Origin of the sequence: Vibrio aquaticus, from assembly GCF_003970385.1 — a bacterium.
Classification (GTDB): Bacteria; Pseudomonadota; Gammaproteobacteria; order Enterobacterales; family Vibrionaceae; genus Vibrio; species Vibrio aquaticus.
This window is the reverse complement of the sequence record NZ_RXZH01000008.1, coordinates 119,777-146,237: the sequence shown is the minus strand read 5'-3', so window position 1 is coordinate 146,237 and position 26,461 is coordinate 119,777. Positions and strand designations below refer to the sequence as shown.

23 protein-coding genes are annotated in these 26,461 nt (G+C 44.9%); 11 read left to right on the top strand and 12 right to left on the bottom strand.

Annotated features, from left to right (window positions below):
* The coding region (locus tag EJ063_RS16570) for an Ig-like domain-containing protein (protein ID WP_167469916.1) at positions 1 to 1,246 on the bottom strand (1,246 nt) is incomplete at its 3' end.
* A 415-nt stretch (positions 1,247 to 1,661) separates the two neighbouring features.
* Between EJ063_RS16570 and EJ063_RS16565 the strand changes: the two genes are divergently transcribed.
* From EJ063_RS16565 to EJ063_RS16550, 4 genes are all read left to right on the top strand, one after another.
* Complete coding sequence (locus EJ063_RS16565; protein WP_126575443.1) at positions 1,662 to 2,963, top strand: TolC family outer membrane protein; 1,302 nt, start codon at positions 1,662 to 1,664, stop codon at positions 2,961 to 2,963.
* A gap of 1 nt (position 2,964) precedes the next feature.
* Positions 2,965 to 3,576 carry an OmpA family protein gene (locus EJ063_RS16560; protein WP_126575442.1) on the top strand — a complete coding sequence of 204 codons (612 nt, stop codon included), beginning with the start codon at positions 2,965 to 2,967 and terminating at the stop codon, positions 3,574 to 3,576.
* 102 nt (positions 3,577 to 3,678) lie between these two features.
* On the top strand, positions 3,679 to 4,032 hold the full coding sequence (locus EJ063_RS16555; protein WP_126575441.1) for a DUF2750 domain-containing protein: 354 nt from the start codon (positions 3,679 to 3,681) through the stop codon (positions 4,030 to 4,032).
* Positions 4,033 to 4,183: 151 nt separating this feature from the next.
* Positions 4,184 to 6,160, top strand: coding sequence for a tetratricopeptide repeat-containing diguanylate cyclase (locus tag EJ063_RS16550; RefSeq protein ID WP_126575440.1), 1,977 nt, complete (start codon positions 4,184 to 4,186; stop codon positions 6,158 to 6,160).
* Here the strand turns inward: EJ063_RS16550 and queC are convergent.
* A complete protein-coding gene (gene queC, locus EJ063_RS16545) occupies positions 6,117 to 6,815 on the bottom strand; it encodes a 7-cyano-7-deazaguanine synthase QueC (protein ID WP_126575439.1) in 699 nt (232 codons plus the stop codon). The two genes, EJ063_RS16550 and queC, sit on opposite strands and share 44 nt — an antisense overlap.
* A gap of 10 nt (positions 6,816 to 6,825) precedes the next feature.
* On the bottom strand, positions 6,826 to 7,476 hold the full coding sequence (queE, locus tag EJ063_RS16540; protein WP_167469917.1) for a 7-carboxy-7-deazaguanine synthase QueE: 651 nt from the start codon (positions 7,474 to 7,476) through the stop codon (positions 6,826 to 6,828).
* Positions 7,477 to 7,650: 174 nt separating this feature from the next.
* On the opposite strand from queE, the gene EJ063_RS16535 reads away from it, so the two are divergent.
* The gene (locus tag EJ063_RS16535; protein WP_126575437.1) at positions 7,651 to 8,460 is read left to right on the top strand and encodes a Cof-type HAD-IIB family hydrolase; all 810 of its coding nucleotides are present in this window, start codon (positions 7,651 to 7,653) and stop codon (positions 8,458 to 8,460) included.
* Positions 8,461 to 8,502: 42 nt separating this feature from the next.
* Here the strand turns inward: EJ063_RS16535 and EJ063_RS16530 are convergent, their stop codons facing one another.
* The 8 genes from EJ063_RS16530 to EJ063_RS16495 all read right to left on the bottom strand — a co-directional run bounded on the left by EJ063_RS16530 (position 8,503) and on the right by EJ063_RS16495 (position 19,191).
* The gene (locus tag EJ063_RS16530) at positions 8,503 to 9,939 is read right to left on the bottom strand and encodes a bifunctional NUDIX hydrolase/phosphatase PAP2 family protein (protein ID WP_126575436.1); all 1,437 of its coding nucleotides are present in this window, start codon (positions 9,937 to 9,939) and stop codon (positions 8,503 to 8,505) included.
* Between the two features lie 12 nt (positions 9,940 to 9,951).
* On the bottom strand, positions 9,952 to 10,431 hold the full coding sequence (locus EJ063_RS16525; protein ID WP_126575435.1) for a GNAT family N-acetyltransferase: 480 nt from the start codon (positions 10,429 to 10,431) through the stop codon (positions 9,952 to 9,954).
* Positions 10,432 to 10,537: 106 nt separating this feature from the next.
* On the bottom strand, positions 10,538 to 12,415 hold the full coding sequence (locus tag EJ063_RS16520) for a propionyl-CoA synthetase (protein ID WP_167469915.1): 1,878 nt from the start codon (positions 12,413 to 12,415) through the stop codon (positions 10,538 to 10,540).
* A gap of 64 nt (positions 12,416 to 12,479) precedes the next feature.
* Entirely contained in the window at positions 12,480 to 13,673 is a 1,194-nt protein-coding gene (gene prpF, locus EJ063_RS16515) for a 2-methylaconitate cis-trans isomerase PrpF (protein WP_126575433.1), read from the bottom strand.
* A gap of 9 nt (positions 13,674 to 13,682) precedes the next feature.
* Positions 13,683 to 16,262: a Fe/S-dependent 2-methylisocitrate dehydratase AcnD gene (gene acnD / locus EJ063_RS16510; protein WP_126575432.1), complete on the bottom strand. Its 2,580-nt coding sequence runs from the start codon at positions 16,260 to 16,262 to the stop codon at positions 13,683 to 13,685.
* A gap of 88 nt (positions 16,263 to 16,350) precedes the next feature.
* On the bottom strand, positions 16,351 to 17,475 hold the full coding sequence (prpC, locus tag EJ063_RS16505) for a bifunctional 2-methylcitrate synthase/citrate synthase (protein ID WP_126575431.1): 1,125 nt from the start codon (positions 17,473 to 17,475) through the stop codon (positions 16,351 to 16,353).
* 112 nt (positions 17,476 to 17,587) lie between these two features.
* Entirely contained in the window at positions 17,588 to 18,484 is an 897-nt protein-coding gene (gene prpB, locus EJ063_RS16500; protein WP_126575430.1) for a methylisocitrate lyase, read from the bottom strand.
* A gap of 11 nt (positions 18,485 to 18,495) precedes the next feature.
* Positions 18,496 to 19,191 (bottom strand): GntR family transcriptional regulator, encoded by a 696-nt coding sequence (locus tag EJ063_RS16495; RefSeq protein WP_126575429.1) that lies wholly within the window; start codon positions 19,189 to 19,191, stop codon positions 18,496 to 18,498.
* Between the two features lie 261 nt (positions 19,192 to 19,452).
* Here EJ063_RS16495 and EJ063_RS16490 point away from each other — a divergent pair, with 261 nt between their 5' ends.
* Positions 19,453 to 20,274 (top strand): hypothetical protein, encoded by an 822-nt coding sequence (locus EJ063_RS16490; RefSeq protein ID WP_126575428.1) that lies wholly within the window; start codon positions 19,453 to 19,455, stop codon positions 20,272 to 20,274.
* 78 nt (positions 20,275 to 20,352) lie between these two features.
* Here EJ063_RS16490 and EJ063_RS16485 read toward each other — a convergent pair whose 3' ends face one another.
* The gene (locus tag EJ063_RS16485; RefSeq protein WP_126575427.1) at positions 20,353 to 21,255 is read right to left on the bottom strand and encodes a hypothetical protein; all 903 of its coding nucleotides are present in this window, start codon (positions 21,253 to 21,255) and stop codon (positions 20,353 to 20,355) included.
* Between the two features lie 159 nt (positions 21,256 to 21,414).
* Between EJ063_RS16485 and EJ063_RS16480 the strand changes: the two genes are divergently transcribed.
* From EJ063_RS16480 to EJ063_RS16460, 5 genes are all read left to right on the top strand, one after another.
* Positions 21,415 to 23,397 carry a type VI secretion system Vgr family protein gene (locus EJ063_RS16480; RefSeq protein WP_126575426.1) on the top strand — a complete coding sequence of 661 codons (1,983 nt, stop codon included), beginning with the start codon at positions 21,415 to 21,417 and terminating at the stop codon, positions 23,395 to 23,397.
* Positions 23,397 to 23,969 carry a DUF6931 family protein gene (locus tag EJ063_RS16475; protein ID WP_126575425.1) on the top strand — a complete coding sequence of 191 codons (573 nt, stop codon included), beginning with the start codon at positions 23,397 to 23,399 and terminating at the stop codon, positions 23,967 to 23,969. Before EJ063_RS16480 ends, EJ063_RS16475 begins: the two co-directional genes overlap by 1 nt.
* Positions 23,966 to 24,265, top strand: a complete 300-nt coding sequence (locus EJ063_RS16470) for a PAAR domain-containing protein (RefSeq protein ID WP_126575424.1) — start codon at positions 23,966 to 23,968, stop codon at positions 24,263 to 24,265. Before EJ063_RS16475 ends, EJ063_RS16470 begins: the two co-directional genes overlap by 4 nt.
* Positions 24,266 to 24,474: 209 nt before the next feature.
* Positions 24,475 to 25,911 carry a type VI secretion system protein TssA gene (locus EJ063_RS16465; protein ID WP_126575423.1) on the top strand — a complete coding sequence of 479 codons (1,437 nt, stop codon included), beginning with the start codon at positions 24,475 to 24,477 and terminating at the stop codon, positions 25,909 to 25,911.
* A 28-nt stretch (positions 25,912 to 25,939) separates the two neighbouring features.
* Positions 25,940 to 26,461: an Hcp family type VI secretion system effector gene (locus EJ063_RS16460; RefSeq protein ID WP_126575422.1), complete on the top strand. Its 522-nt coding sequence runs from the start codon at positions 25,940 to 25,942 to the stop codon at positions 26,459 to 26,461.

Genomic DNA, 26,461 nt, shown 5'->3' with positions numbered 1-26,461 from the left:
GCTCAGTCTCTTCTTCGTTCAACGTCAACTTAACTGTGACGTCGATGTCTGCCGCTTTGCTTAGACTCACCGTGAAATGCGCTTTATCGCCTTCGCTTACGTCACCACCACCGGCAATGCTCACGGTTGGACGGTCGTCATCACCACCGTTTTGGCCACCGTCTTGGATTACTGTGTTAACTAATCCTGAGCCCAGAGTGCCTTCGCCCGCCTCTACTGTAACAACGTAGTCTTCGTCACCTTCATAAGTGTCATTTTGAGACGTTTTAATCGTAACAGTTAATGCCGTTTCACCAGCAGGTACAACAACTGTTCCGTCTCCAGAAACTGTAACAACTTCACCGCTTGAGAGTGTTACAACAATAGATTCAAGATCATCTACTTCAGCACTTCCAAAATTCACTCCGAGCTTAATCGTTGTTTCTTGCGTTGAAGGCTTGTCAAAGTTGACGGTATAGCTTGCTGCATCACCCTCACTAACAACATCGTTACCAACGATTGAAACTTCTGGAATTGGTGTGACCGTAACATTAACAAGCAAAGTATCAGTGCCGCCATTTCCGTCGTCGACTGTAACTTCGAAACTATCACTACCATCAAAGTTTTCGTTCGGTGTATACGTCCAAGTACCATCAGGGTTTACGGTTGCCGTGCCATTTGAAGGGCCAGAGGTCTGCGTAAAGGTAAGAACATCTTGAGCGTTTTGGTCAGTTGCAGTGAGTCGGCCGCTGATTGGTGTATCTTCGTCCGTGATTACAGCTAGGCTTTCACCTAGTGGGGAGTTATTGATATCGACAAAAACAGGCTCGAATAAGCGGAATTGCTCAAGTAAGGAGAGGCTTTGGGTTTCAGATAGGCCTAAGGACTCGAAACCTTGGGTAACAAAATCAGTTGAAGCAATTCTTTCTGTACCGTCTCGGCTAACAGAAGTAGAAGCTGTTAGGCTCGAACCACTCTGTCCACCAGCGGCAGTAGCCAAGTCATCACCAAGCTGAGTTGGATCTTGACCTTCTTCTAACGCTGCAAAAATCTCTTCAATTTCAGAGGTGATATCTTGGTTTTCACCATTATCGTCAACAAGTTGAACCTGAGGGTTCTGATCTTCTGATTGACCTGCTTGGACAACAACTTCACCCGGTAAAGGCGTTTCTCCTTCCGCCAAGACTCTTACGTCACCATTAGCGTTTATTACAATAACTTGGTTAGCGGCAAGATTTCCAACTGCAACAAAAGTACCAAAACCCATAATTAAGCCCTTTTCCTTGACTACGTCATACCAACTCGACCGTCAGAGACAAAATTCTGACAGTGATAAATTCATTAGCTTTATAAATTAGCACTTTTCATCGGCTGACTGAAACTATTTATCTACATTCTGTAACATTAAACACGACACAAGTTGCATTTCTCAGCATTGAGAAACGGAATGAAGATCTCAATATTATTGAGTGAGCAACAGTTCACCATGCGATTTACTGAATAAACATCAAAAATACGGCGATATACATATTTTAACAGTTTGATCACACGAAAGTTTCTGATTGCATTAGTCATCTTTGCTTAAGAGTGTTACTTTATTGGCGCTATTAATGGATACCTCTCACATTTGAGACGCACTAGTGCGTAATATCCACGCCTAAGAGCACTTGAGGAGAACCAAAGTGAATTGGAATAAATTGAAAGTACTAAGTTGTGCGGTTGCACTTAGCTTTCCAGCACATAGTCAGACTTTAGAACAAGCGGTTGCTAATACCATCGCGACTAACCCAGAAATCAAAGCGTCATACAACGAGTTTCGAAGTAAAGTCTTTGATGCTGAAGCTTCTTCTGGAGCTTACCTGCCAAGCATTGATTTAGACGCCGGTATTGGTTATGAGGCCGTTGACCTAACTACCACAGAAAACGAGCTCACGCGTAAGGAAGCAACATTGAGCCTTACACAGCTTATCTGGGATGGTTCTGCAACACTTAATGACATGGACCGAACTTCTGCTGACGCCGAATCTGTGCGTTTCCAACTTCTTTCTGACGCTCAAGACATTGCGCTTGAAGTGACTAAGATCTACCTTGATGCGACTAAAGCTTATGAAGTTTTAGCCCTTTCCGAGAGTAACCTCGCCGTTCATAAAGATATCTACCGTGATATTAAAAAGCGCGTTGATTCTGGTATTGGCTCAACTGCCGATCTCTCTCAAGTAGAAGCTCGTCTAGCTAAAGCACACGGTAATTTGCTTGCCGCGCAAAACAACCTGTTTGATGTGCACACGCAATTTAAACGCATTGTCGGTCAATCACCTCAGGGCCTAACGTTCCCAAGAGCGGATGAGACTGCAATTCCATATACCGTTGATGAAGCCATTAATAGCGCGTTCGAAAATCACCCTGTGGTAAAAGTCGCTCAGGCTGATGTGGATTCTGCTCGTTTCCAATACGATCAAACTAAGGGCGTGAATTTCCCAACTCTCTCTATTGAAGCCAATCAAACATGGCGTGATGATGCAGGTGGTATAGAAGGAAGTAGTGATGAGTTTTCTGCCATGCTTCGCATGCGTTACAACCTATATAACGGTGGTTCTGACTCAGACAGAAGCGAAAGTGCAGCGTATCAACTAAACAAAGCTAAAGACTTCCGTGACCGTACATTTAGAACTGTAGAAGAAGGCCTCCGACTTTCTTGGAGCGCATTAGATTTGACTGTTCAGCAAAAAGATTTTCTTTCCGACCACGTTGATTCTGCCTCTGATACCGTTATCGCTTACGACAAGCAATACAAACTCGGTAAACGTACCCTACTAGACGTTCTGAACACTGAAAACGAACTGTTTGAAGCTCGTAAAGGTTACCTAGACGCTAAGTACGACGAACAGTATGCTAAATACCGTGTGATGAATGCGACAGGCAATTTGCTCGCAGCACTCCGTGTTGATACACCAGAAGAATGGAACGAAAAGGTAGAATACTGATATGAATAAGTCATTTTTAGCTGTTTTGATTTCAGCAACAGTGTTTGCCGCACCACTTAAAGCGGAAGACGCTTACGAGTACATTGAAACGCCAAAATCGAATCAAGTGGACGACCTGCTTGATGAAGATAAAGATGGCGTCATTAACGCTCGCGATCTATGCCCACAAACTCCTCGAAGTGCTGACATTGATAACGATGGTTGTGGAACTTACATCAAAACCGAAGAAGAGATGAGCTTACACATTCTCTTTGCTAACGACTCCGATGTAATTCAGCCTGCATTCCTGACCCAAATTCGCGAAATGTCTGAGTTTCTTGAGTCTTATCCGTCGACTTCAATCGAACTTCAAGGTTACGCAAGTAAAGTGGGTAACCCAGAGTACAATAAAGCGCTTTCAGAGCGTCGAGCTGAGTCGGTTCAATCTGCACTTCTGTCTAACGGTGTTGACTCATCACGAGTGCGCATTGTAGGTTTTGGTGATACGAACCTTGAAGCGCTTGGCGATGACGAAGTTAGCCATGCTCGTAACCGTAAAGTTGTGGCTACCGTCGTTGGACACAAAGGAAATGTTAAAGAAGAGTGGTCTATTTTCACTAAGATTGAAAAATAGTCGTTATTCTGACAGAAAGGGAAGCAAGCGCTTCCCTTTTTTATTTGGCTTTTGGCTGATGAATGGTACTCTAGCACCGAATAAACATACGAGATAAATCTAATGAGTAAATTAACTTCTGATATCCAAGCTAACCTAGAGCTTTTCGTTGCAGAAACTAAACAATCTAAATTGGTTTGGGGTATGCGCAATGAAGAAGGTTGGTTAGCGTGTGACTCTACAGAGTTCGAGAACAGTGAAGTAATGCCTTTTTGGTCATCAAAAGAAGATGCTCAAACTCACAATGTTGAAGAATGGGCTGACTTTGAGGTTCTAGAAATCCCACTGGATATTTTCGTAGAAGATTGGCTACTGACACTTGCAGAAGATGGTGTTCTTGTTGGGACTAACTGGAATGCTCAACTTGAAGGTAAAGAAATGGAACCTTCAGACCTTGCGAAACTTTACCTAGATTAATCTCTGATGATTTAGCGTCCTTAGTTGGGCGCTTTTTATTTTAATAACAACCCCACACAGCTCGCATTTCCCCGCACACAACACCAATATCATATTGTACCCCATACCATTTAGAGCATAGAATAGTAAGAAACCTTATAAATTAACTCTAATGAAACGTCAATTTGCTCGGACGCTATCCATAATACTGGCTGCAGCGCTCACACCAAGTCACACATTGGCCAACAACCATTGGCAAGAATGGGAACAGGCCTACAACCAAGTCGCTCAGCAAAGTGATACTCGTGCTCTTGCGATGTTGCAAGACCGCTACAGTTCACTCGCGCCAGGTATCGAAAAGCTCTACGTCAGCTCAAAGCTGCATGGTTTTATGACATTAAAAGGTCAGCCTTTTCATGGCCACCAACTGGCGTTCAATGAAGAATATTCCTCTCGTGAGCAACAGTTTATTTCAGCGCTCAATTCAGAGAATAAACTCGAATTTAGACGTTCAACGGAAAAATACACGCAACTGCTTAATCACTCTAATTTGAACAATGATATCCAGGGTAAAATTCTATTTGAGTATCATCTTTGTCGCTCTCTAAATAAACAGGGGCAATACCACAAAGCCAACTTATATTGCTCTTCGTTGCAAACGCATTTATCTGACACATCATCAACCATACTACCCCGCTACCAGGCTGTGCGAGTCATTGCTAACAACTTGGAGTACCTTGGCGATTATCAATCGGCATTAGAGCATTATCAGAAGTATCTTTCGATATTACCAAGCAACGTTGATCCGTCTGGAGTCTATAATGATGCTGGCCTATTGCTTATGAACCTTGGGCAGCTCAAGCAGGCGGAAGAGTACCTTAATGTCGCATTGAAAATACGCAACGAAAATAACTCTCAGTTAGAGTTGGCCCAAGCGCACCATAGCATGGGAACCATACAACTTGCGGCTCAAGACTACAGTAATGCCAAGCATCACTTTACTCAGGCAAAATTAATCCTAACAAATTACAACCACGAATATGGGCTCACTTACGCTTTGTTAGGTTTAGGTAATACTTATAGTGCCTTAGAGCAGTATGAAAAAAGTCGCAAGCTGTTGCTTGATTCTCTAGAGTTCGCCTCCATTCAAGGCAACGATCAAATACGCGGTGAGATATATCTGTCTTTAGCGCAAACACACCACCTGCAGGGCAACCACATTCTCGCGATATCGTTCGCTGACAAAGCGTTAACACTGGGCAAGCGAATTAAGAGTGTGAATCTACAGGCTGAGGCTCTCATTTCGAAAGCAACATTTACAGAAGCAAATAATAACTTTCAATCGGCCTTAGAGCTGTATAAGCAGTATACCGAGTTGGAGTTGTCAAAGCGGAAGGTTCAAAATCAATCGGCTTATCTTGCTCTAGAATCTGCAGAAAGAGAATACAGTTTAGATGCTAAGCACAAAGAAACCTTAGCCGAAAACCAAGTGCAACAAGATCAAATTGATAACCTTACCTCATTGAATCACTTGTACTTATTCGCACTCGGCTCTTTGACGCTTCTGTTTATCTTGTATGCGTTTTTGATTCGATCTCGCTCTAGGAAAGCCGAGCATGATCACCTAACAGGTGCGCTAAACCGAGCGGCGTCTATCCGAGAGATTAAACAAGTTCAAGCCGTTTCAAATCCAGAGCATCGACATTTGCTGATCTTATTGGATCTTGATGATTTTAAGAAGATTAACGATTCATACGGACACCCTACTGGCGATCGCGCTTTATCAAATATTGCTCATGTAATTAATGAGAAAATGGACACTGGGGATATCTTTGGCCGCTTAGGTGGAGAAGAGTTTATTGTTGTAGTGCGTGATATCGATGAATTAGACGTCGCAAGCTATATCGACAAACTCCATCAATCCATCGGGGATTCGGAATTTGAGGCGGAGAATAAAGAAAAGCTCAACGTAACCGCGAGCCTTTCTTATATTGCTACAACAAAATCTTTGTCTGATTTCGATGAGCTCTATTCAATACTGGATCAAGCCCTATATCAGGCAAAGCAAAGCGGGAAGAACTGCACAATTGACGCGTTCAACGATCCTATTTATCTTCCTGCGTCTGCTTACGCACCAATTGAGCCATAATAGTCTCTCGGTCACCTAAATAGCTGTTAAGGCCGACTTTACGTAGCTCACAAGACGGACAATCGCCACACCCATCACCAATGATGCCGTTGTAACAAGTCAGTGTTTTTTCACGAACAAGTTGCAGCGCATCATATTGGTCAGCTAGGGCCCACGTTTCCGCTTTATCCAACCACATCAACGGCGTTTGTATTTCAAAGTCACGATCCATACCTTGAACCATTGCATTATTCATCGCTTTGACAAAGTCATTTCGGCAATCTGGATAACCAGAAAAATCTGTTTCACACACCCCAGTAATGACCGCTGTAGCGCCAATCTGATAAGCATAAATCCCCGCAAGTGTCAGGAATAAAATATTGCGTCCAGGAACAAAAGAGTTTGGTAATCCGTTCTCTTGTAACTCATGTGATACAGGGATGTCATCTCGCGTCAGAGAACTGATGGCCAACTCATTTAACAAGCCCACATCCATCACTTTATGCGCGGCAACACCAAGCTCTTTAGCAAGACTTTGTGCGACTTCAATTTCTAGTTTGTGGCGCTGACCATAATCGAACGTAATTGCATGTACTTCATCAAACTCTTTTAAAGCTTGCACTAAACAAGTCGTGGAGTCTTGGCCTCCACTAAAAACGACAACAGCTTTCTTCATTTTCACTTCCTTAAGCAATGCTCAAATATTTATGGGTTTGAATCGATAAGCGCCAGTTACGTGCAACACATACATCAATACACAGTTGTGTCGCTCTTGGCTTTTGACTGATTGGTTGAAGTGCGATCGTTGTACTGTCAGTCACTCCCGCTCGACACAGCAGTTCATCCAACTGGTCAATGTCCTTCTGTGTCGCTACAGGGTGTTTAATCTCATTCGCGCGCAATAAAGCAGAGTCAAGAACCGGCAGTTTACCTTTCATTGCCACTTTAGGTGACACTGTCACCCAAGTTTCATCCGATGTTTGCACTTCCGACGTACCGCTTGTCTCAATTTGACATTGGCACCCTATCGCCTCAAACGCTTGAGTAAGAGGAAGGAGATCATAGATGCAAGGCTCCCCTCCCGTAATAACGATATGCTTGGCTGTATAACCCTGACTCTTATACTCATTAACGATATCGTCGGCAGTCACACTACACCAAGTTGGAGAGTCTTCCGTTTTCTTAAGGATCTCTTTTAAAGGTCGCTCGTCAGACGGAGTCGCATCCCATGTTTGTTTCGTGTCACACCAAGCACAGCCTACCGGGCACTCTTGCAGTCTTACAAACACAGATGGAACACCCGTAAAGACACCTTCACCTTGGATGGTCTCGAACATTTCGTTAATTTTGTACAATTTGATCTCAGCCTAACACATATTCTAAATTCCGCAGGAGCGAGACATTATCGGGTTGAGCAACTCAGGTCAACCCATTCATAAATTGATCAATCTCTCGTTTGACTTTATTCTGCTCAGATTTGGTAAGTATTAATTAAAGTTGTTAGGTAAGAGATGTATAAACTTATTGCATTAGATATGGACGGCACCCTGCTGGCCAGTGATAAAACGATTTCACAACGTACTCAACGAGCAATTTCGCAAGCTCGTGAAAACGGAGCAACCGTGGTGTTGGCTTCTGGTCGACCAATTGATGGCATGCGCGACAAGCTTGACCTGTTAAACCTAAAAGGAGACAACGAGTTTGTTGTCTATTTCAATGGGTCAATGGTCAAAGAATTGGGGACTGACAAGATCATCCACTCTGCAATCATCAATGGTAAAGATGCCAAGCAAGTTGCGACAACAGCAAAACAACTAGGAGCATACTGCCACGCATTCAGCACTGAGTTTGGCCTCATCACACCTGAGATGAATGAATACACGGATATTGAAGCGACGATTAATAACATTCCTGTGACCGTGATGGATTTCGAGCAACTGGCAGATGAGCATTCCATCATTAAAGCGATGATTGTTGGTGCACCTGAGAGCATCACTCAAATTAGTCAATCAATCTCACCTGAAATGAGAGAAAGCTTCACTGTTGTTCAGAGTGCTCCTATTTTCTTAGAGTTTTTGAACCCTGAGAGCAACAAAGGTGTTGGGGTGAAAGCGATTGCTGACCACCTTGGTATTACTGCTGACGAAGTGATTTGTATGGGCGATGCAGAAAACGACCATCATATGATCGAATATGCAGGCCTAGGTGTGGCGATGGCAAATGCGATGGAGCAAACCAAAGAGATTGCGGATCTTATCACCAAGAGTAACGATGAGGACGGCGTAGCTGAAATCATTGAACAGTACATGCTCAATCAATAATTGATAAAAAGGCAGCGTCACTTTACACGCTGCCTTTGTCATTTAACGAGCCAATGCCCTGCTAGCCTTCATTCTAATGATTGAAGTAAAGAGCAGAATAGTGATTGGGTAACGTAAGGTTTCCCCGACAAGGGACCAGAGACTGCTGTTTGAAACTAAGGGTAGCAAATAGTTTAGGACTAAATTGAACACGACCATTGCACCCGTCGCCGCGATGATAACGTTAACTGAGGCCTTACTGCCATCACGTTTCAGTGTCGAAACAAGTGCCAGGACAGTCATAGAGATAGCTAGCCAATAGGTAAAGCTTGGAATCGGCCAAAGAATGGTAAGCACCGTACACACAATTACGAGCAATACCCAGATCGCTTTCGATGACAACAATTCCATGATGTTGATGTCTGGTTTATTCTCTAAGCGGATAAGATGCCAGGCACACAAAGCGCCTAACAATGCGCCACTTAAACTGTCTACTAAGAAAGCCGCACCGCTATAGAAACGCGCAAAGCTCAGCCAAACAACAATACATAGCAACGTTATAGACCACCGATTCAAATACAAACGATTCAATCCGTGCAGTACTAAAGTGCCAATACATAACCACAACGCCATAGAAACGCTTGGCAGACTAAAACCGTAGGTTTGTTTGAGCTCTATAGCTGGGAGATAAACATGCGGCCGCGGGTTAGCAAATCCTTGCTGAGCAACCAAAGCTAGCAATGTGGTCACCGTCACTGCAAAGAACGCTTTGTACGCAAACTCTTTACCAAAGCGCCAATATAACAATGGCAAAACAAGAAGAAGTAACCAAGCTTGCGCAAACCAATCGCCAGTGAAGATAACCTGCTCAGTGATTAATCTGACACTTTCTGGGAGCGTTTGTAAGGTATTTTGTAGACTCACCATCCAACCCAACTCAACTTGATTGTACACTGGCGCGGCTTCCACCAACTGGTCTACATACATAACACTTTGATCGGTCGCATTCGGTAAAGCTGATACCAACCATTCTAGTTGCTCCGGAAAGCGGTAAAGAGTCTGAGGAACAATAGAGGGTGAAATAAGCATGGCAGAAGCGATTTCAATACCATAATGAGGGGCAAACCAGATCGGAAGTTCATTCCCATCTAGGTGGTTGTTAAATTGATAGGCTACGATCTCTGAATCACTGACACAGTCATAGATTACCGCTTCATCGGTCCGAGCTAACTCACCATAGATGGAAACCACAAGACCCGTCTCTTCCCACGTCTCTCTGACTGCGGTAACTTTTGGGTCTTCTCCTTTGTCTATCGTTCCTGCGGGCAATGACAATTTTTTGGTCAAAATTTCATTCACCATGACGACTTTATCACCAGAGCGAATGACACACACTGCCCCTTTGAGTCCCGGGTCTGACTCACTCGCCCATGATATTCCTGATGTAAAAAACGCCAAAAAGGTGATTAAGTAAAGTGAAAAGCGTTTCAATATTGTCATAGTCCCTAATGCTTAGTTTGTGATGGACTTACGCATCACATGAATGTGCTGCGAGAACCCAGATTGGTGATAAAACGCGATAGCTGGCTGATTGAAATCCCAAACCTCAACAAACAGCTGTTTGACGCCATATTCTTCAAAACGTTGCTCAATATGTTGGCACAAGGTCTTTGCGATACTTTGCTTGCGGAAAGCATGTAACACATAGAGCTCATCTAGACTGCCCATTTGAACCGGCTTACTTACGGTTGAAATCAATTCACAAAAATGGCCGGAAATAAACCCGACTATTTTGTCGTCGTGGCATGCCACGAAGACTAAACATTCTGGGTCATCGATGTATCGAGCAATACTCTTTTCTTGCTCAATCTCTTCAGCTGTTTTGAAATGCTCAGGACATTGAGCATGGTGCTCATCGTGAAGGCTGAACATTAACTCATTGAGCTGTTCAAGGTCATCCGTTTTTGCTGAGCGGATCGTTACCTGTTGCATAAATATTTTTGCGTGACGAATAAAGTCACAGTTTGGCGTGTTCGACAAAATTTATCAATAAAAAAGCCCCTTATAGAAGGGGCTCATTGAATGCTTATAAAGATGACTAGCTCTTCAAGACTCGCTCAATTTCAGCAAGACTTGTTGGATCGTCGATCGTTGATGGCACGACATATTGTTCACCATCCGCAATTTGTCGTATGGTTCTGCGTAAAATTTTACCTGAACGCGTTTTAGGTAACCTTTCAACGACCAGTGCATGTTTAAAGCAGGCCACGGCCCCTATTTCGTTTCGAACTTTGCCAACAAGTTCACCTTCGAGCTCCAAGTCATCCACTTTTACACCGTCTTTGAGCACAACTAAACCAAGTGGTAGCTGTCCTTTCAGCTCGTCGTGAACCCCTACCACTGCGCATTCAGCAATCGCTGGATGACCACCGACAATCTCTTCCATTTCCCCGGTGGACAAGCGATGACCAGCAACGTTAATGACATCGTCAATTCGGCCCATGATGAACAGGTAGCCTTCATCATCAATATACCCACCATCCCCAGAGACATAGTAGCCTGGGAACTGACCCAAATAGCCAGATTCAAACCTATCGTGATTTCTCCACACCGTTGGTAAGCAACTCGGCGGCAGTGGGCGTTTTAGCGCGACAAAGCCTTGTTGGTTTGATTGGGCTGGTTCTCCCAATTCATTTAAGATCTCGACTTGGTAGCCTGGCATAGGCTTAGTCGCTGAACCCGCTTTGATTGGCATATGTTCAAGGCCAATAGGATTGCCTGCTATCGCCCATCCTGTCTCTGTTTGCCACCAATGATCTATGACCGGTTTGTTCGTTTTAGTTTCAACCCATTCTAACGTTGGAGGATCCAACCGTTCGCCAGCCATAAAGATGGTTTGCAGCTTGCTCAAGTCATATTGAGATAAGCATTCGCCATTTGGGTCTTCTTTCTTGATTGCCCGAAAGGCAGTGGGCGCAGAGAAGAGTACATCGACCTTGTATTCTTGGCACACTCGCCAAAATGCACCGGGATCGGGTGTACGTACAGGTTTTCCTTCAAATAGGATTGTCGTACAACCGTGAATAAGTGGCGCGTAAACAATATAGGAATGCCCAACAACCCAACCAACATCAGATGCGGCCCAAAACACGCCGTCTTGAGGGATGTTATAAATTGAGGTCATTGAATACTTCATCGCAACAGCATGACCGCCATTGTCACGCACAACACCTTTGGGTTTTCCAGTGGTACCTGATGTATACAGAATATACAAAGGGTCTGTACTCAACACTGGTACACAAGCGTGAGGAGAAGCAGATTCATACGCACTCAACCAATCGACATCACGTTCGCCATTCAGCTCTGACTTACATTCTTGGCGCTGTAGTACCACTACCTGCTGCGGCTTCCAACGACTGTCCATGATCGCTTTGTCGACTAAAGGCTTGTAAGGAATCACTTTATTTACTTCAACGCCACAGGATGCGGTCAGGACAACTTTAGGCTCTGCATCTTCTAAGCGCACAGCAAGCTCATTGGCAGCGAACCCACCAAACACCACCGAGTGGATAGCACCAAGCCTTGCACATGCCAGCATTGCCATTGCCGCTTCCGGAATCATCGGCATATAAATAACGACGCGATCGCCTTTGGTTACACCTTGATTGGCCAACATACCCGCAATTCGGGCAACTTGGTCTCGCAGTTGTTGATAGCTATATTGCTGTTTTCTATTTGTCACTGGAGAGTCGTAGATAAGTGCAACCTTATCCCCTCGCCCTTGTTCACAATGGTAATCAAGCGCAAGCCAACAAGTGTTCAATAAACCGTCAGGAAACCAACGTTCTATGTCATTTTCATCCGTTGCTAATAAGGTGCTTGGCTTCTTAAACCAATCAATATGTTGAGCCTGTGCTTCCCAAAATTCTTCTGGGTGATTCGCTGCCCATTGGTACTCTTTCTGATATGCAGACATAGTGCTTCCTCCAGTATGTCCTGACATGATGTTTAGTGCGTTTGAGGTGCTAATTCATCTTAGTTTAATTCGAAAAACCGAGTGGGACGCAATCAAATGGCACACGCACGCATCCTTCCATTATTACGCGCGCACTGCGGCTCATACTTGCTTTTTCAACCGTCCAGCTGCCTTGATTGCTAATCGCCTTAGCGCCAACCTTGAGTGTTCCTGACGGGTGACCAAACGTAATACTGCTTCTCGCTTTTTCTCCCGCAGCTCGGTGAACAAGCGTACCCGGGACACTTGCTGCTGCTGCAATGGAGACCGCTGCAGTTCCCATCATGGCATGGTGAAGTTTACCCATTGATAACGCGCGAACGAGTATATCGACCTCATGAGCTTCAACCACTTTGCCACTTGATGTCGTGTGTCTTTTCGGTTGTGAAACAAAGGCAACTTTAGGCGTATGCTGACGCTCTTTTGCTTGCCCTAATTCACTGATCAAGCCCATTTTCAACGCCCCATGAGCTCGAATCAGTTCGAATTGTTCCAATGCAGCTGAGTCTCCATTAATCGCTTCTTGAAGCTCCGTTCCTTGATAACCTATTGCTGCAGCATCAACAAAAACTGTCGGTATACCGGCATCAATTAGCGTCACTTCTAATTCTCCAATCCCGTCAATGTTGATAGAGTCAATCAGGTTCCCCGTCGGAAACATCGCTCCGTCGCTCGCGCCAGGTTGCACGAAATCCACCTGAATTTCAGCCGATGGAAACGCAACGCCATCAAGAAAAAAGTCACCCGATTCTTGAACGACTCCGTTAGAGATAGGTACATGAACGACAATCGTTTTGCTTATATTCTGTTGCCATACCTTCACCTCAACAATGCCGTTCTCGGGAATTTTCTCCGTATTAACTAAGCCTGCGTGAATGGCGAAAGGCCCAATAGCAGCCGATAAATTGCCGCAGTTGCCACTCCAATCGACAAAGGGTTTGTCAATTGAGACCTGCCCAAACAAGTAGTCGACATCGTGATCTGGCCGTTCACTCTTGGATACAATGGCAGTTTTACTCGTACTTGACGTCGCGCCGCCCATGCCATCAATCTGTTTGCTGTAAGGGTCGGGACTGCCTATCACTCTCAAGAATAAAGCGTCTCTATATTCACCTGGAGTTTGGGCCTCAGTAGGAAGATCTCGTAGGCTAAAGATCACGCCTTTGCTGGTCCCGCCACGCATATAGGTCGCTGGAATGTTTAATGGTTTTCGTGTCATTCCATCCTCCTACTTTGACAAAAAGTCTTGAGCAAAACGTTGCAGTACGCCACCGGCTTGATAGACGCTCAGCTCATCAGCCGTGTCCAATCGACAAGTCACCGTTACGTCGAACTTTTCACCGTTCGATCGTGTTATCACAAGAACGAGATCAGCTCCCGGAGCGATTTCCCCTTTTACATCATATAGTTCACTCCCATCGAGCTTAAGTGTCTCGCGGTTTGTCTCTGCTTTGAACTGCAGAGGCAACACTCCCATGCCGACTAAGTTAGTTCGGTGGATACGTTCAAACCCTTCCGCAACGATAGCTTCAACCCCGGCTAACCTGACGCCTTTGGCTGCCCAATCTCGAGAGGAGCCTTGTCCGTAATCAGCACCAGCGACAATAATAAGAGGCTGCTTTCGCTCCATGTAGGTTTCAATCGCTTCCCACATACGGGTGACTTTACCTTCAGGTTCCACTCGCGCCAGTGAACCCTGAACAACTTCCCCGTTCTCTTCGACCATTTCGTTATAGAGCTTAGGGTTAGCAAAGGTCGCTCTTTGAGCGGTTAAATGGTCACCGCGGTGTGTCGCATAGGAGTTAAAATCTTCTTCCGGTACACCCATTGAGGCCAGATACTCACCGGCGGCACTGCTCGCTAAAATGGCATTAGACGGCGATAAGTGGTCTGTGGTGATATTGTCACCAAGCACAGCCAAAGGCCGCATACCACTCAGAGTGCGCTCTCCTGCTAATGCGCCTTCCCAATATGGTGGTCGGCGGATATATGTACTCTGAGAACGCCATTCGTACAGTGGATCACTCATTGGCTCACTCTTATCAAGGTCAAACATTTGAACGTAAATCTGTTTGAACTGTTCTGGGCGAACATGCTTACCCACTACTGCGTCAATTTCTTCATCAGTCGGCCATAAATCATTGAGATAGATTGGGTTGCCGTGGCTGTCGTCACCTAATGAATCGCGCTCGATATCAAAACGCATCGTACCGGCAAGCGCATAGGCCACAACCAAAGGAGGTGAAGCAAGAAACGCCTGCTTTGCATAAGGGTGAATACGACCATCAAAATTTCGATTGCCCGACAATACTGCTGTTGTGTAGAGGTCACGGTCTATGATTTCTTGCTGAATCTCTGGATCTAACGCTCCGCTCATGCCGTTACACGTCGTACATGCGTAGGCAACAATGCCAAATCCTAATTGTTCTAGTTCGGATAGTAGACCTGCATCTTCTAGATAAAGCTTGGCTACTTTAGACCCGGGGGCAAATGATGATTTAACCCACGGCTTGCGTTGAAGCCCAAGTTCGTTGGCTTTTTTCGCCACTAACCCCGCAGCAACAACGTTTCTCGGATTACTGGTATTGGTACATGATGTGATGGCAGCAATGATGATCGCTGCATCTGGCAGCTGACCTTGGGTTAACTGCGCTCCAGTCGCAATGCCACTCTCTACCAAACGAGAAGTAGGAAGACGTTTATGTGGGTTCGAAGGACCGGCCAGATTTCGAGTGACTTGAGACAGGTCGAACTCTAACACACGTTCATACTGAGCGTCGTCTAAGTCACTCGCCCACAGACCGACTTGTTTTGCGTATTTCTCGACCAAGTCGACTTGGCTATCTTCTCGTCCAGTCAAACGTAGGTATGTGATGGTCTGCTCATCAATGTAGAACATGCCTGCCGTGGCACCGTATTCCGGTGTCATATTAGAAATCGTTGCTCGGTCACCAATAGTGAGATCACGTGCTCCCTCACCAAAGAACTCTAAGTAGCAAGAGACCACTTTTTGTTGACGAAGAAACTCAGTAATCGATAAAACGATGTCCGTTGCGGTAATTCCCGGCTGACGTTTACCCGTTAGCCTCACGCCGACAATATCAGGCAGCCTCATCATAGATGGTCTTCCAAGCATCACTGTTTCCGCTTCCAGACCACCAACGCCAATGGCAATCACACCCAGTGCGTCAACGTGAGGAGTATGACTGTCTGTACCCACGCACGTATCGGGATAAGCGATACCCTGTTTTACTTGGATAACCGGTGACATCTTTTCAAGATTAATTTGGTGCATGATCCCGTTACCTGCAGGAATCACGCTGACATTCTTGAATGCCGTTTTACACCACTCAATAAAGTGGAAACGGTCTTCATTTCGACGTTCTTCAATTGCACGATTTTTTTCAAATGCCTCTGGGTCAAACCCTGCGTGTTCAACCGCAAGTGAATGGTCAACGATGAGTTGGGTTTCGACTACCGGGTTTACATCGGCAGGATCGCCCCCTTGCTGCGCAATCGCATCACGTAACCCAGCTAAATCAACCAAAGCGGTTTGTCCTAAAATATCGTGACAAACAACACGTGCCGGATACCAAGGAAAATCTAAATCACGTTTTCGCTCGATAAGCTGTTTTAAGCTTGGTGTCAGCGTTGAAGGGTCACAGCGTCGTACTAGTTGTTCTGCAAGTACGCGAGATGTGTATGGCAACGTTTCATAGGCACCAGGGGAGATGGTGTTTACCGCTTCGCGGGCATCAAAATAATCAAGATGTGTTCCCGGTAGCGGTTTTCGATAATTTGTATTCATGTTCGGCTTCCAATGCAAAACTTATGGTTGGTAAACCTCTGACTCATACTCAAAACTGGATCTGAATAAGAGATATACCCACAATTCACTAACGCTGATCGATTGGTAACCAATCCTGATGCTCTGGCCCGGTATAGTCTGCACTTGGTCGAATAATTCGATTGTTTTCACGTTGTTCGAAAACATGCGCAGCCCAACCAGTTAAGCGGCTCATCACAAAAATCGGGGTGAATAGTTTGGTTGGAATGTCCATAAAATGATAAGCAGAAGCATGGAAGAAATCGGCGTTACAGAACAAACCTTTCTCGCGTTTCATTACCGACTCGACTCGCTCAGACACGGCGTATAAGTGTGTGTCACCAACCGCAATTGAAAGCTCTTCCGACCAACGTTTTATTAACGCATTGCGAGGGTCACTTTCACGATAGATAGCATGACCGAATCCCATGATCTTCTCTTTGCTTTCGAGCATACGTAGGATGTTGCTTTCGGCCTCTTCCGGTGTCATCCAACGCTCAATCATCTCCATCGCGGCTTCATTTGCACCACCATGTAATGGCCCACGTAATGTTCCTATTGCGCCCGTCACACATGAATGAATGTCCGACAGCGTGGACGCACAAACACGCGCGGCAAAAGTAGAGGCATTGAATTCATGCTCTGCGTATAAAATCAGAGAGCAATGCATCACTTTCTTATGTAATTCACTTGGCGCTTTGTCAGTGAGCATTTTCAAGAAGTAGCCACCCACACAATCTTCACTTTGATCCTGTGTCTCAATTCGAACACCTTCATGGCTAAATCGATACCAATAACAAATTATCGCAGGGAAAAGTGCCAGCATTCGTTCTGTTGCATCTAACTGCTGTGAAAAATCTTGCTCTTGCTCTAAATTGCCAAGCACAGAGCAGCCCGTTCGCATTACATCCATCGGATGGGCAGAAGCAGGCAACAACTCTAACGCTTGTTTCAGTGGTTGAGGTAAACCTCTTAGGCTCAACAGTCGCGTTTTGTAGGCATCGAGCTCTTGCTGATTAGGCAAGTGACCACGTAACAGTAGATGAGCAACTTCTTCAAACTGAGCATGATTAGCAAGGTCAGTGATGTCGTATCCTCGATACGTTAACCCCGTCCCCGATTTACCGACAGTACATAAAGCTGTGCTTCCAGCGCTTTGGCCACGAAGGCCTGCTCCACCTAGTTCATTAGGCATGATAGAACTCCTTTTCTGCCTGAAGTTGCTCTCTTTTCGGAGCGATTTTCGCTCAGGCGTTTCACGTTATTGGATTAAGTTGAATAGTGTTTTCTTAGGCTTCCGTTTTTAGCTATTTCTCTTCCGAAAACAGTTGATCGAGTTTGTCTTCGTAATCGTGATAATTCAGGTGCTGATACAATTCTTTTCTTGTTTGCATCGAGGCAATTAACGCTTCTTGATTACCGACTTCAAGCAAATGTTTGTACACCATCTCCGCGGCTTTGTTCATTGCTCTGAACGCACTCAATGGATACAAAACCATGTCCACGTTTGAGTTCGCTAGCTCTTCTCCACCATACAGTGGGGTTTGACCAAATTCGGTGATATTAGCCAGTATGGGTACATGCTTGCCGGTCGCTTGTGACAGTGCAGTAGAAAACTGTTGGTACTGAGCTAACTCATTCATCGCTTCTGGAAAGATCATATCTGCGCCCGCCTCAACACAAGCAATCGCTCGTTCAATCGCGCTGTCCATTCCTTCGACGGCTAATGCATCGGTTCTTGCCATTACGACAAAGCTCTCATCGTTACGCGCATCAACGGCAGCTTTTACTCGATCAACCATCTCTTGCTGGCTAACAATCGCTTTATTTGGTCGGTGACCACAGCGTTTTTGGGCAACTTGATCTTCCATATGTATCGCCCCTGCTCCGGCTTTCTCCATCGCCTTGATCGTACGAGCGATATTGAACGCGCCGCCAAAACCAGTATCAATGTCGACGAGTAAAGGCAAGTCACAAGCATTGGTGATACGTTCAACATCAACAACTACATCATTCAACGTTGTGATGCCTAAATCGGGTAAACCATACGAAGCATTGGCAATACCACCACCCGACAAATAGATCGCTTGATGGCCAAGGTTCTTTGCCATCATGGCACAATATGGGTTGATCGTACCGACGATCTGTAACGGATTGTTTTGCTCTACAGCGAGCCTGAATTTGGCCCCTTGAGATAAGCTCATATCTCTGTCCTCTAATCCTTAAGAATGTGTTGTTCGATAAGGGTACGACTGCCTGATATGTGACGTCGCATTAGCATTTCTGCTAGTTCCTCATCCCTATTTTTAATCGCTTGGAGAATAAATTTATGCTCGTCCAATGCCTCTGCAGGGCGCGACTGAGCGCGAGGAGACTGGTATCGATACATACGCAGTAAGTGATAAAGTTCACCACAAAGCAACGCGATAAGTTTGCTGTTGCGGCTCGCCTGAATAATTCGATAATGAAAGTCAAAGTCACCGTGTTGATGGAAGTAAGAGGCACCTTCCACTTCATTGATGTGCTGAGAATGAGTCGACAATACTGCTTCTAAGCCGATCAGTTCTTCATCGGTGATGTGTCTCGCAGCCAATCGAGCCGCCATACCTTCCAATGCTTCTCTTACGGCATAAAGTTCAATCAACTTCTCAGGTGAGAAACTGATTACTCTCGCACCAACATGAGGGATTCGCTCTATCAACCCTAGCCCCTCAACTCGCATAATCGCTTCACGCAAAGGCCCTCGGCTCACTTGATACTGCTTCGCCAATTCGGGTTCTGAGATTTTGCTGCCGGGTGCAATGTCACCGTTCACAATTGCCTCAACTAATGATTCAGTTAGGCTTTCAGATTTTGTGTTTTCCTTTTCAGGCGCATTCTCTTTTGGTCGAGTGATAAATTCAGTATTCATACTATTGATACTCGCTTTGACCGTTCTTACTTTGTCTACAATTTGTCCAACTAGAATTAAAATAGACTATAAAACTGTCGACAATCAACAAAATTGTCGACAATTTAGACTAAGGTCTTAACGTCTGAAACGAAATCGCGTTGCATTTAGACGCTCGATAATGTGCTCTCACCCCCCATTATTACTATGATACGAGTGACTTAAGCTTGTGTTCCCATTAGTATTTATCCACTCATTGAAACGCTTAGATTGTAATCATTCATGCGCACACCCTTAACTAAACCGCTGTTGCTTTCACTTTTGACTTCCACGCTGCTGGGCGGGTGTTCACTCTTTTCTGCACCAGAACGTGAACCAGATTACCCAACCTTGGGTTCTACCTATTACTCTAGTGATGACACGACTGTGATCGAGTCAGACAACGTTCTAAAGACAGCGATTAAAAATAACCGCTTAATTGCAGTCTCTAACCGCTCTGCGATTGAAGAAAAATTCGATCTGTTGTTTGCAGAAGTTAGGCAATATCAAACCTTCGCAACGGACACTAAGCCGTTCACAAACGATGATTTAAAAGGTGAAGACTTTCATAAGGGGTTGGAGACTCTGATCAAGCAGTTCAGTTGCGAGCTATACGCCAGTCAACAATCGAGTGATTCGGTCCAGCTTTGTCCCCTGAATCATAAGATTGTCGACAATAATCTAGGCTATTTGCCGTTTCAGGATGGAAGGCATGTCACTGAGCGCTTGAGCACTACGCTAACCAACTCAGAAGGTACTAAGGAGTTAGATATGTTTCTCAGGAGCACTCATGAGCGACCATTAGAGTCATTATGGGGAGGAGTACACGAACTGGGTTCTTTTAAGGGAAGTGAGCTTGCGCCAACAAGTCTAGTATTAACGGTTAACCTTTCAGCGCACAAGAAGGAAAGTCATTCGCGCCCTTGGCAAGAATTGCATGATGAACCATTGATTCTTTTTGTAGTGTTGCCAAGCGTGGAGCGAATCCTAACGCAACGTAATGAAGTCGACGCGATGAACCTAAGCTATCAAAAAGCACAGTTACTCATCGTTGATAGTCGTTAAATCAGTGCTTAGCTCCTATCTCGTCCTTAAATGATAAAGGCGCTCAACTAGAGCGCCTTTTTAGATCCAATCTTTCCGTTAAACGGTGTATTTGTACTTTGCCATGCTTGGATCCATCATGCCGGCGTTGATAAGGTTTTTTTCTAACATCATTTCTTGAAGCTGTTTGAGCGAGTTAATGTTGCCGTAACCTTTACGGATTTGATCAAACGCTTCTTCCAGTTTAGGTAAGTTTTCCGCCGTCATTTGTTCTGTAGCTGCTTCACTGGACGCTAGGAACCATTCCACATCTTTCGTGATTTCCTGAACATGAACTAACGTATCACGGAGTTTGTCTTGGTAATGGTTTACCTCTTGAATAGCTGAAAAATACGCTGCCCATGCCTGCATACGTTCCAGAGTTGCGTCTTCACTTGAATCCATGCTGACGATAGTTTGCGAAAGCTTGTTTCTCGACGAGTTAATCGCTTCTTTAAGTTTAAACAATCGCAGACTCATTTCATCGGCTTTTTTCGGCAACAGCTTAATTTCGTATTTCACCAGTTTCCGAATCGCATGCATCTTTTGATCTCGCTTTTGAGCCGAGTTCACAAAAACTTGGTGATCCACTTTTCCAACAGGGTTGACTTTGAGTTGTTTACGGGCTTCTTCAATTTTCTTTGAAAGCAATGACTTAACGCCTTTTTTCGACCCTTCTTCCCATGCTTTACGTGAGGCAGCTTTCAAAGCAGATCCTCCGGCCGCTTCAAGTAATGCCGCGCCTTCCTTGCTGCCTGGAAAAGGGATAAGTCCAATACCGGTTTTCACCCCTTTTTGAACTACATCCATCGCAACCATTTTTTTGTCACGTTTGACCCAGTTCTTGGCAGATTGATACTTGTTTCCGAACTTTCGCGCCCAACTTTTGTGATAAGACGCGCTTTCCTTTTCTACATGGCCTAAAAATTGTTTCGCCATGTTCTTAGCATCCGAGCTTGCCATCACACCTCTCCTCATAATTGCATGATTTATAGATAATAGTTAATTTAATTTATTTCGAAATCAATACCTGCTACTTTTTAATGAATCGTTAACATAAATCACAAATCATTGTTTCGAGTACATCTACTCAAATCGGCAGTCATTTATTAAGGAAGTGCTATGGCTGAGAATTTCTCTGCGACCTCTGGCCCAATGTCAGCAAAGGATTACAAAGGACAAGAGCATGCGATAAGCCAATTCTCCATTACTCAAACCTTGTCAGAACCTTTTCAAATAAACGCCACACTGATATCCAATAGCTTTGATATCCAAAGTCAGTTGGGTCAATTGATTACGGTCAACCGATACTCCAATCAATCTGGTAGTGACACTTTATCGCGCTCATACAATGGTGTGATAACCGCAATAAAAAGCCTTGGCATGGATGGAAACCTTCAATTTGCACTCTATGAAATCACGTTAAGGCCATGGACAGAACTACTGAAACACACTCATGCGTTTCGTGTTTTTCAAAATCAGTCGACCAAAGATATCGTCAGCGACATTTTCGATAATGCGGGATTTAAGGGGTGTTACAAGATCGCCAAGATGCCGGCAACAAAACGCGAATACTGTCTTCAGTACGATGAATCAGATTTTGATTTCGTCACCCGTCTATTGGCGGAAGAAGGCGTCTCTTACTACTTCACGCATACAAGTAAAGCTCATACGTTAGTACTACAAGACGCACAGTCGCCTTTCGACAAGGCGGCTACCCCTAAATTTGATATGGCAGAAACCCCAAGTGGCTCATTACCGCTAATTGATTCATGGTCTCCGCTGCTTTCGTTTCACGGCACAAGTGTAGAACTCACTGCGTACGATTATACTCAATCCAAACTTGTCTCGAGTAAAGCACAGAAAAGCACTCACTCAATCGCCAACAATACCAAGCTGACTAACCGCCATTACCCACCTGTTGGCATTAGCGGTGACAAAACAGACCTTGCAAGTAACCTAGCCAAACGTCGCATTGGCCATTTAGAACAAGATTATGAAAAAGTCATCGCAACGGCTAAACATGACCTGTTTGACGTTGCAACTTGGTTTTCGTTGTCGAGCCATTTGGACAAGTCTCAATTGGCAGATTACTCGGTTATTTCTGTCACGACACAATATTCAGAAGACGTAGTGTGCAATACACAAGTCACAGCTATCCCTAAATCGACCTCATACTACCCTCAGCCGCGTGAAAAGAGCCGCGTGCACGGGTTACAGAGTGCGACAGTGGCAGGGAAAACAAGTGGAGAAATAAACCAAGACGACCAAGGGCGCGTTTATATTCAATTTCATTGGGACACCGAAACCAGCGGAGATAAAACCAGCTGCTACGTTCGTGTTGCTCAAATGCTGGCTGGAAATGGCTACGGAACTCAATTTGTACCCAGAACCGGTCAAGAGGTGTTGATTTCTTTTATTGATGGAGATCCTGATCAACCCATCATTACAGGCAGCGTTTACAACAGTAAAAACGCGCCCCCGTACAAAGAAGCTGACAGCACCAAAAGTGGCATCAAAACTAAGCTAAGTGGGCAATCTAACGAACTCTATTTTGATGACAAGAAAGATAAAGAGCTTGTCTATCTCCACGCGGCAAAAGATCTGACTCGGGAGATCGAAAATAACCACACGGAAACCGTAAAGGGTGAGCTCTCACAGTCTGTCACCAAGAAGATGACCATCGCGACTGAAGACAGTTACACACTATCTGTAACCAAATCACTCTCAGAGAAAGCGAAATCCATCACAATTGAAGCGGATGACTCCATCGATCTCAAAGTTGGCTCAAGCACGATCTCGATCTCTTCCTCATCCATTTCAATTGAAGCCAGTAATATCGATATCAAAGCGAGTAGCGCTCTCAACCTGCAAGGCACTAACGTCACCAGTAAAGCGACCTCAGCAAATAAAGTCTCAGGCACCACCACTGCGCTCGAAGCAACCAGCTCTAATTCAATTAAAGGGCTAAGCATAGCGATTAAAGCAGACACTACACTGTCTGCAGAAGGCTCTCTAAGCGCCGAGTTTAAATCTGGGCTTAAAGCGACATTTGATGGTGGTGTTATGGGCGAAGTGAAAGGCGCAATCGTCAAGGTAAATTAATGACTTATAAGAAAATCCCTTATCAGACCTGCGGTCAGGTCTTACCCAGATTCACAGCATCCGACGAAGCCGATGCATTGCTCAATCCAGATATGTCGATCGAGGAATCTATTCAGGCATTGAAAAACGAGCAGCTCAACAACGACTTAACTCAGTTTCTTGCCCATGCCCTTCCCGTTCGTGAGGCCATCTGGTGGGCGAGTCTCTGCTTACTGCAAAGAAAAGACATTTGGAACGCTCACCAAATGCAGTGCATCCAAACAGCACAACAATGGGTGCAATCACCAAGTGAAGAGCTCAGACGTAAAGCGGAGCTGTTATCGAATCGATTAGGTCTCAACTGTGGGCCATCTTGGTTAGCACAAGCGGTTTTTTGGAATGGCTCAGGAAGTATTGTCTCTCCAGATTTACCTGCTGTACTCCCTGATCCGTTCTTGTATTGCAAAGCCGTTGCCGGAGCGATTAATCACGCTGCAGCGTTACCGAATTGGAAAAACTCGGAGGAGTACTATACTAATTCAATAACTTACATTCTTGATATAGCAAATGGTGGAAACGGAGGTTCAGCATGACGCTAGCAGCAAGATTGACAGACATGCACGTTTGCCCAATGCAAACACCTGCCGTGCCGCCAATACCTCATGTTGGCGGTCCTATCTCGGGTCCAGGGGTTCCTACTGTACTTATTGGCAATATGCCAGCCGCCACTATGGGCGACATGTGTGTGTGTGTCGGTCCCCCTGATTCCATCATAAAAGGCAGTGCTACCGTTTTAGTGATGAATAAACCAGCAGCCCGTATGGGTGATACGACTGCACATGGTGGCACAATCGTACTAGGAATGCCCACAGTATTAATAGGCGGATAAAACCACTTAACAAACAAGGATTTGATAAAATTTAATCGTGATCCGTCCAATTTTCTAGATGCTTGTCACTTTTTTAGTTAAATAATAAATTTGAGCGAGCCTTTTCACAAAATAACCCTAGACTATATCTAGGTAGGATTTTTCCTAATACAACAATTAAACAACCACTTGCATCAACTAAAGCATTACATTTTGACAACGGAAGTCGTATGGTAGATATCGAAAGTTTATTGAGCCCAATTTCTGAACAGGAGCCTTCTGGCACCTATCTTAAGTTAGATCGTTCTGCTTATCGTTCTCTACGTAACAGCTACAACACCGCTCAGTCTTCTTTTCGCCAATTGATTGAAACCCCGGACGCTTCTGGTGATGAAGCTCTGCTTGAAGCTAACCAAAACAACTGGGATCAACTTAGGCAAGATACATTCAGTGCATTGACGAGCTCAACGAAAGACTTAGAGCTACTCGGTTGGTACATTGCAAGTCAGCTTTTTACATCGAATCCTTATCAAGCACTGTCAGACTCCACTCAAGTGCTCAATCAGCTGATCGAAAAGTATTGGGATTGTCTCCACCCGACTTTGCCAGAGAACAAAATTAAAAGCAGTGATGAATCCGGTGCGGCTAAAGAAATTGTTGAGTTTAGAATTAAGCCTCTACTACAACTTGTTGGTGAAAGTAACGAGTCTACCGCTCTGTTCATGCCATTACAGCTCATTAGCTTGATCGAAGATATTACCTTCGGAGACTATTTACGAGCAGAACGTTCTGGCGAGCTCGCTGAGCTTAAGGAAAATGCGCAGCGTCTATTCTCTTCAGAAGTAGAACAAACCACCCTGCTACTCGCCCAAAGCTACCAACACTTATCACAAGCAGAAACGACGATCGCGCAACAGTGCCAAGCCATTGGTATCTCGCCAATTAGCTTCCGATACATCAAATCGAACATTGCCGACTCAATCAATGCAATTCGTTACCTTGCCGAAGACAAGTTCGCAGTTTGGCCACTCGACGAACAATTCGAACTTAGACAAGAAGCCCCAGTAGAAGAAACGCCAGTTCCAGAGGCCGTTCAACCTGCTGCTTCCGAGTCAACTGGTGAAGCAACGCCAAACGTTCAAGGCAATGTTGCTCAGCCTGCCGAGGTGCACAATCCATCTTCTCAAGCGAGTGTGACACAAACATTCCAGACACAGCCAATCAATATCTCGGCCAATGTCGCCTCTAGAGATCAAGCCTTCCAAGAGCTTAGAAAAATCGCTGAATACTTCAAAGCGACCGAACCTCATAGCCCAATATCTTTCTTATTAGAGCGCGCTATTCGTTGGGGTTATATGAGCTTACCTGAACTGCTCGAAGAGATGACTGGCGGCAACAGCAGTGTGATCACACATATTAATCAGCTTACGGGCATGGATAACTTAGACAAAGTCGAACTCGCGACTAACGTCACTTCAAATTCAACTGGAGAGGTACCCTCTTCTAGCTTTACCCCGAATGTTCCTGCTGCTGCTCCAGCAGAAATATCTCAACCGTCACCTTCTTCTATTTCTCTTCCAACGGAAGAAAGTGCACCTACTCAAACTATACAAACTGAAAAAAGCTCCACTGAGTCGTCTGGCAACCTCACCGACTTTGAGTGGTAAACAATGCTAAATAGCAAAGGAGAATAAAATGGCTTCTATTTTCATGAGAATCGATGGCACGAAACCTAAAGGTGCAGCAACAGTAGAAAAAATTGGTGGCAAAGATGGCTTTTTCGCTATCGATACACTCACCTGGAATGCTGTTCGTGGCGTTGGTATCGACGTTGGTAATGCGAACAATGCAGACCAAGGCATGGTTGCTTTAGGTGAAGTCAACGTGACTCGTGGCTGTGACGGCGCGACACCGCACCTAACAACTTTCCTTTATGCTCCAGGCGGCGAAGGTAAAACAGTAGAAATCGTAATGACGAAACCAAACCGCGAAGGTTCTGGTGCTGATCCATACCTTATTTTGACGTTGAAAGCGGCTCGTATGTCTAGCTATAACATGGCAGCGTCTGACGGCACACTTCCAAACGAATCATTCAGCCTAACTTATACTGAAATTTCAAAAGCTTACTACATCGAAGGTGAAGGCGGTAAGATCGAGAAAGGTCCAGAAGTCGGCTTCGATGCAACAACAGCGAAAGTAACGTCTACAGCATCATAA

Bases quoted from the DNA above. Each gene is read 5' to 3' on its own strand.
- EJ063_RS16480 (WP_126575426.1), top strand. From the start codon at position 21,415: ATGGCTGAGAATTTCTCTGCGACCTCTGGCCCAATGTCAGCAAAGGAT.
- EJ063_RS16520 (WP_167469915.1), bottom strand. From the start codon at position 12,415: ATGTCTGCATATCAGAAAGAGTACCAATGGGCAGCGAATCACCCAGAA.
- acnD (WP_126575432.1), bottom strand. From the start codon at position 16,262: ATGAATACAAATTATCGAAAACCGCTACCGGGAACACATCTTGATTAT.
- EJ063_RS16525 (WP_126575435.1), bottom strand. From the start codon at position 10,431: ATGCAACAGGTAACGATCCGCTCAGCAAAAACGGATGACCTTGAACAG.
- EJ063_RS16475 (WP_126575425.1), top strand. From the start codon at position 23,397: ATGACTTATAAGAAAATCCCTTATCAGACCTGCGGTCAGGTCTTACCC.
- prpF (WP_126575433.1), bottom strand. From the start codon at position 13,673: ATGACACGAAAACCATTAAACATTCCAGCGACCTATATGCGTGGCGGG.
- prpC (WP_126575431.1), bottom strand. From the start codon at position 17,475: ATGCCTAATGAACTAGGTGGAGCAGGCCTTCGTGGCCAAAGCGCTGGA.
- queE (WP_167469917.1), bottom strand. From the start codon at position 7,476: ATGTTCGAGACCATCCAAGGTGAAGGTGTCTTTACGGGTGTTCCATCT.
- EJ063_RS16550 (WP_126575440.1), top strand. From the start codon at position 4,184: ATGAAACGTCAATTTGCTCGGACGCTATCCATAATACTGGCTGCAGCG.
- EJ063_RS16490 (WP_126575428.1), top strand. From the start codon at position 19,453: ATGCGCACACCCTTAACTAAACCGCTGTTGCTTTCACTTTTGACTTCC.
- EJ063_RS16535 (WP_126575437.1), top strand. From the start codon at position 7,651: ATGTATAAACTTATTGCATTAGATATGGACGGCACCCTGCTGGCCAGT.
- EJ063_RS16465 (WP_126575423.1), top strand. From the start codon at position 24,475: ATGGTAGATATCGAAAGTTTATTGAGCCCAATTTCTGAACAGGAGCCT.
- EJ063_RS16555 (WP_126575441.1), top strand. From the start codon at position 3,679: ATGAGTAAATTAACTTCTGATATCCAAGCTAACCTAGAGCTTTTCGTT.
- EJ063_RS16460 (WP_126575422.1), top strand. From the start codon at position 25,940: ATGGCTTCTATTTTCATGAGAATCGATGGCACGAAACCTAAAGGTGCA.
- queC (WP_126575439.1), bottom strand. From the start codon at position 6,815: ATGAAGAAAGCTGTTGTCGTTTTTAGTGGAGGCCAAGACTCCACGACT.
- EJ063_RS16485 (WP_126575427.1), bottom strand. From the start codon at position 21,255: ATGGCAAGCTCGGATGCTAAGAACATGGCGAAACAATTTTTAGGCCAT.
- EJ063_RS16495 (WP_126575429.1), bottom strand. From the start codon at position 19,191: ATGAATACTGAATTTATCACTCGACCAAAAGAGAATGCGCCTGAAAAG.
- prpB (WP_126575430.1), bottom strand. From the start codon at position 18,484: ATGAGCTTATCTCAAGGGGCCAAATTCAGGCTCGCTGTAGAGCAAAAC.
- EJ063_RS16470 (WP_126575424.1), top strand. From the start codon at position 23,966: ATGACGCTAGCAGCAAGATTGACAGACATGCACGTTTGCCCAATGCAA.
- EJ063_RS16560 (WP_126575442.1), top strand. From the start codon at position 2,965: ATGAATAAGTCATTTTTAGCTGTTTTGATTTCAGCAACAGTGTTTGCC.
- EJ063_RS16530 (WP_126575436.1), bottom strand. From the start codon at position 9,939: ATGACAATATTGAAACGCTTTTCACTTTACTTAATCACCTTTTTGGCG.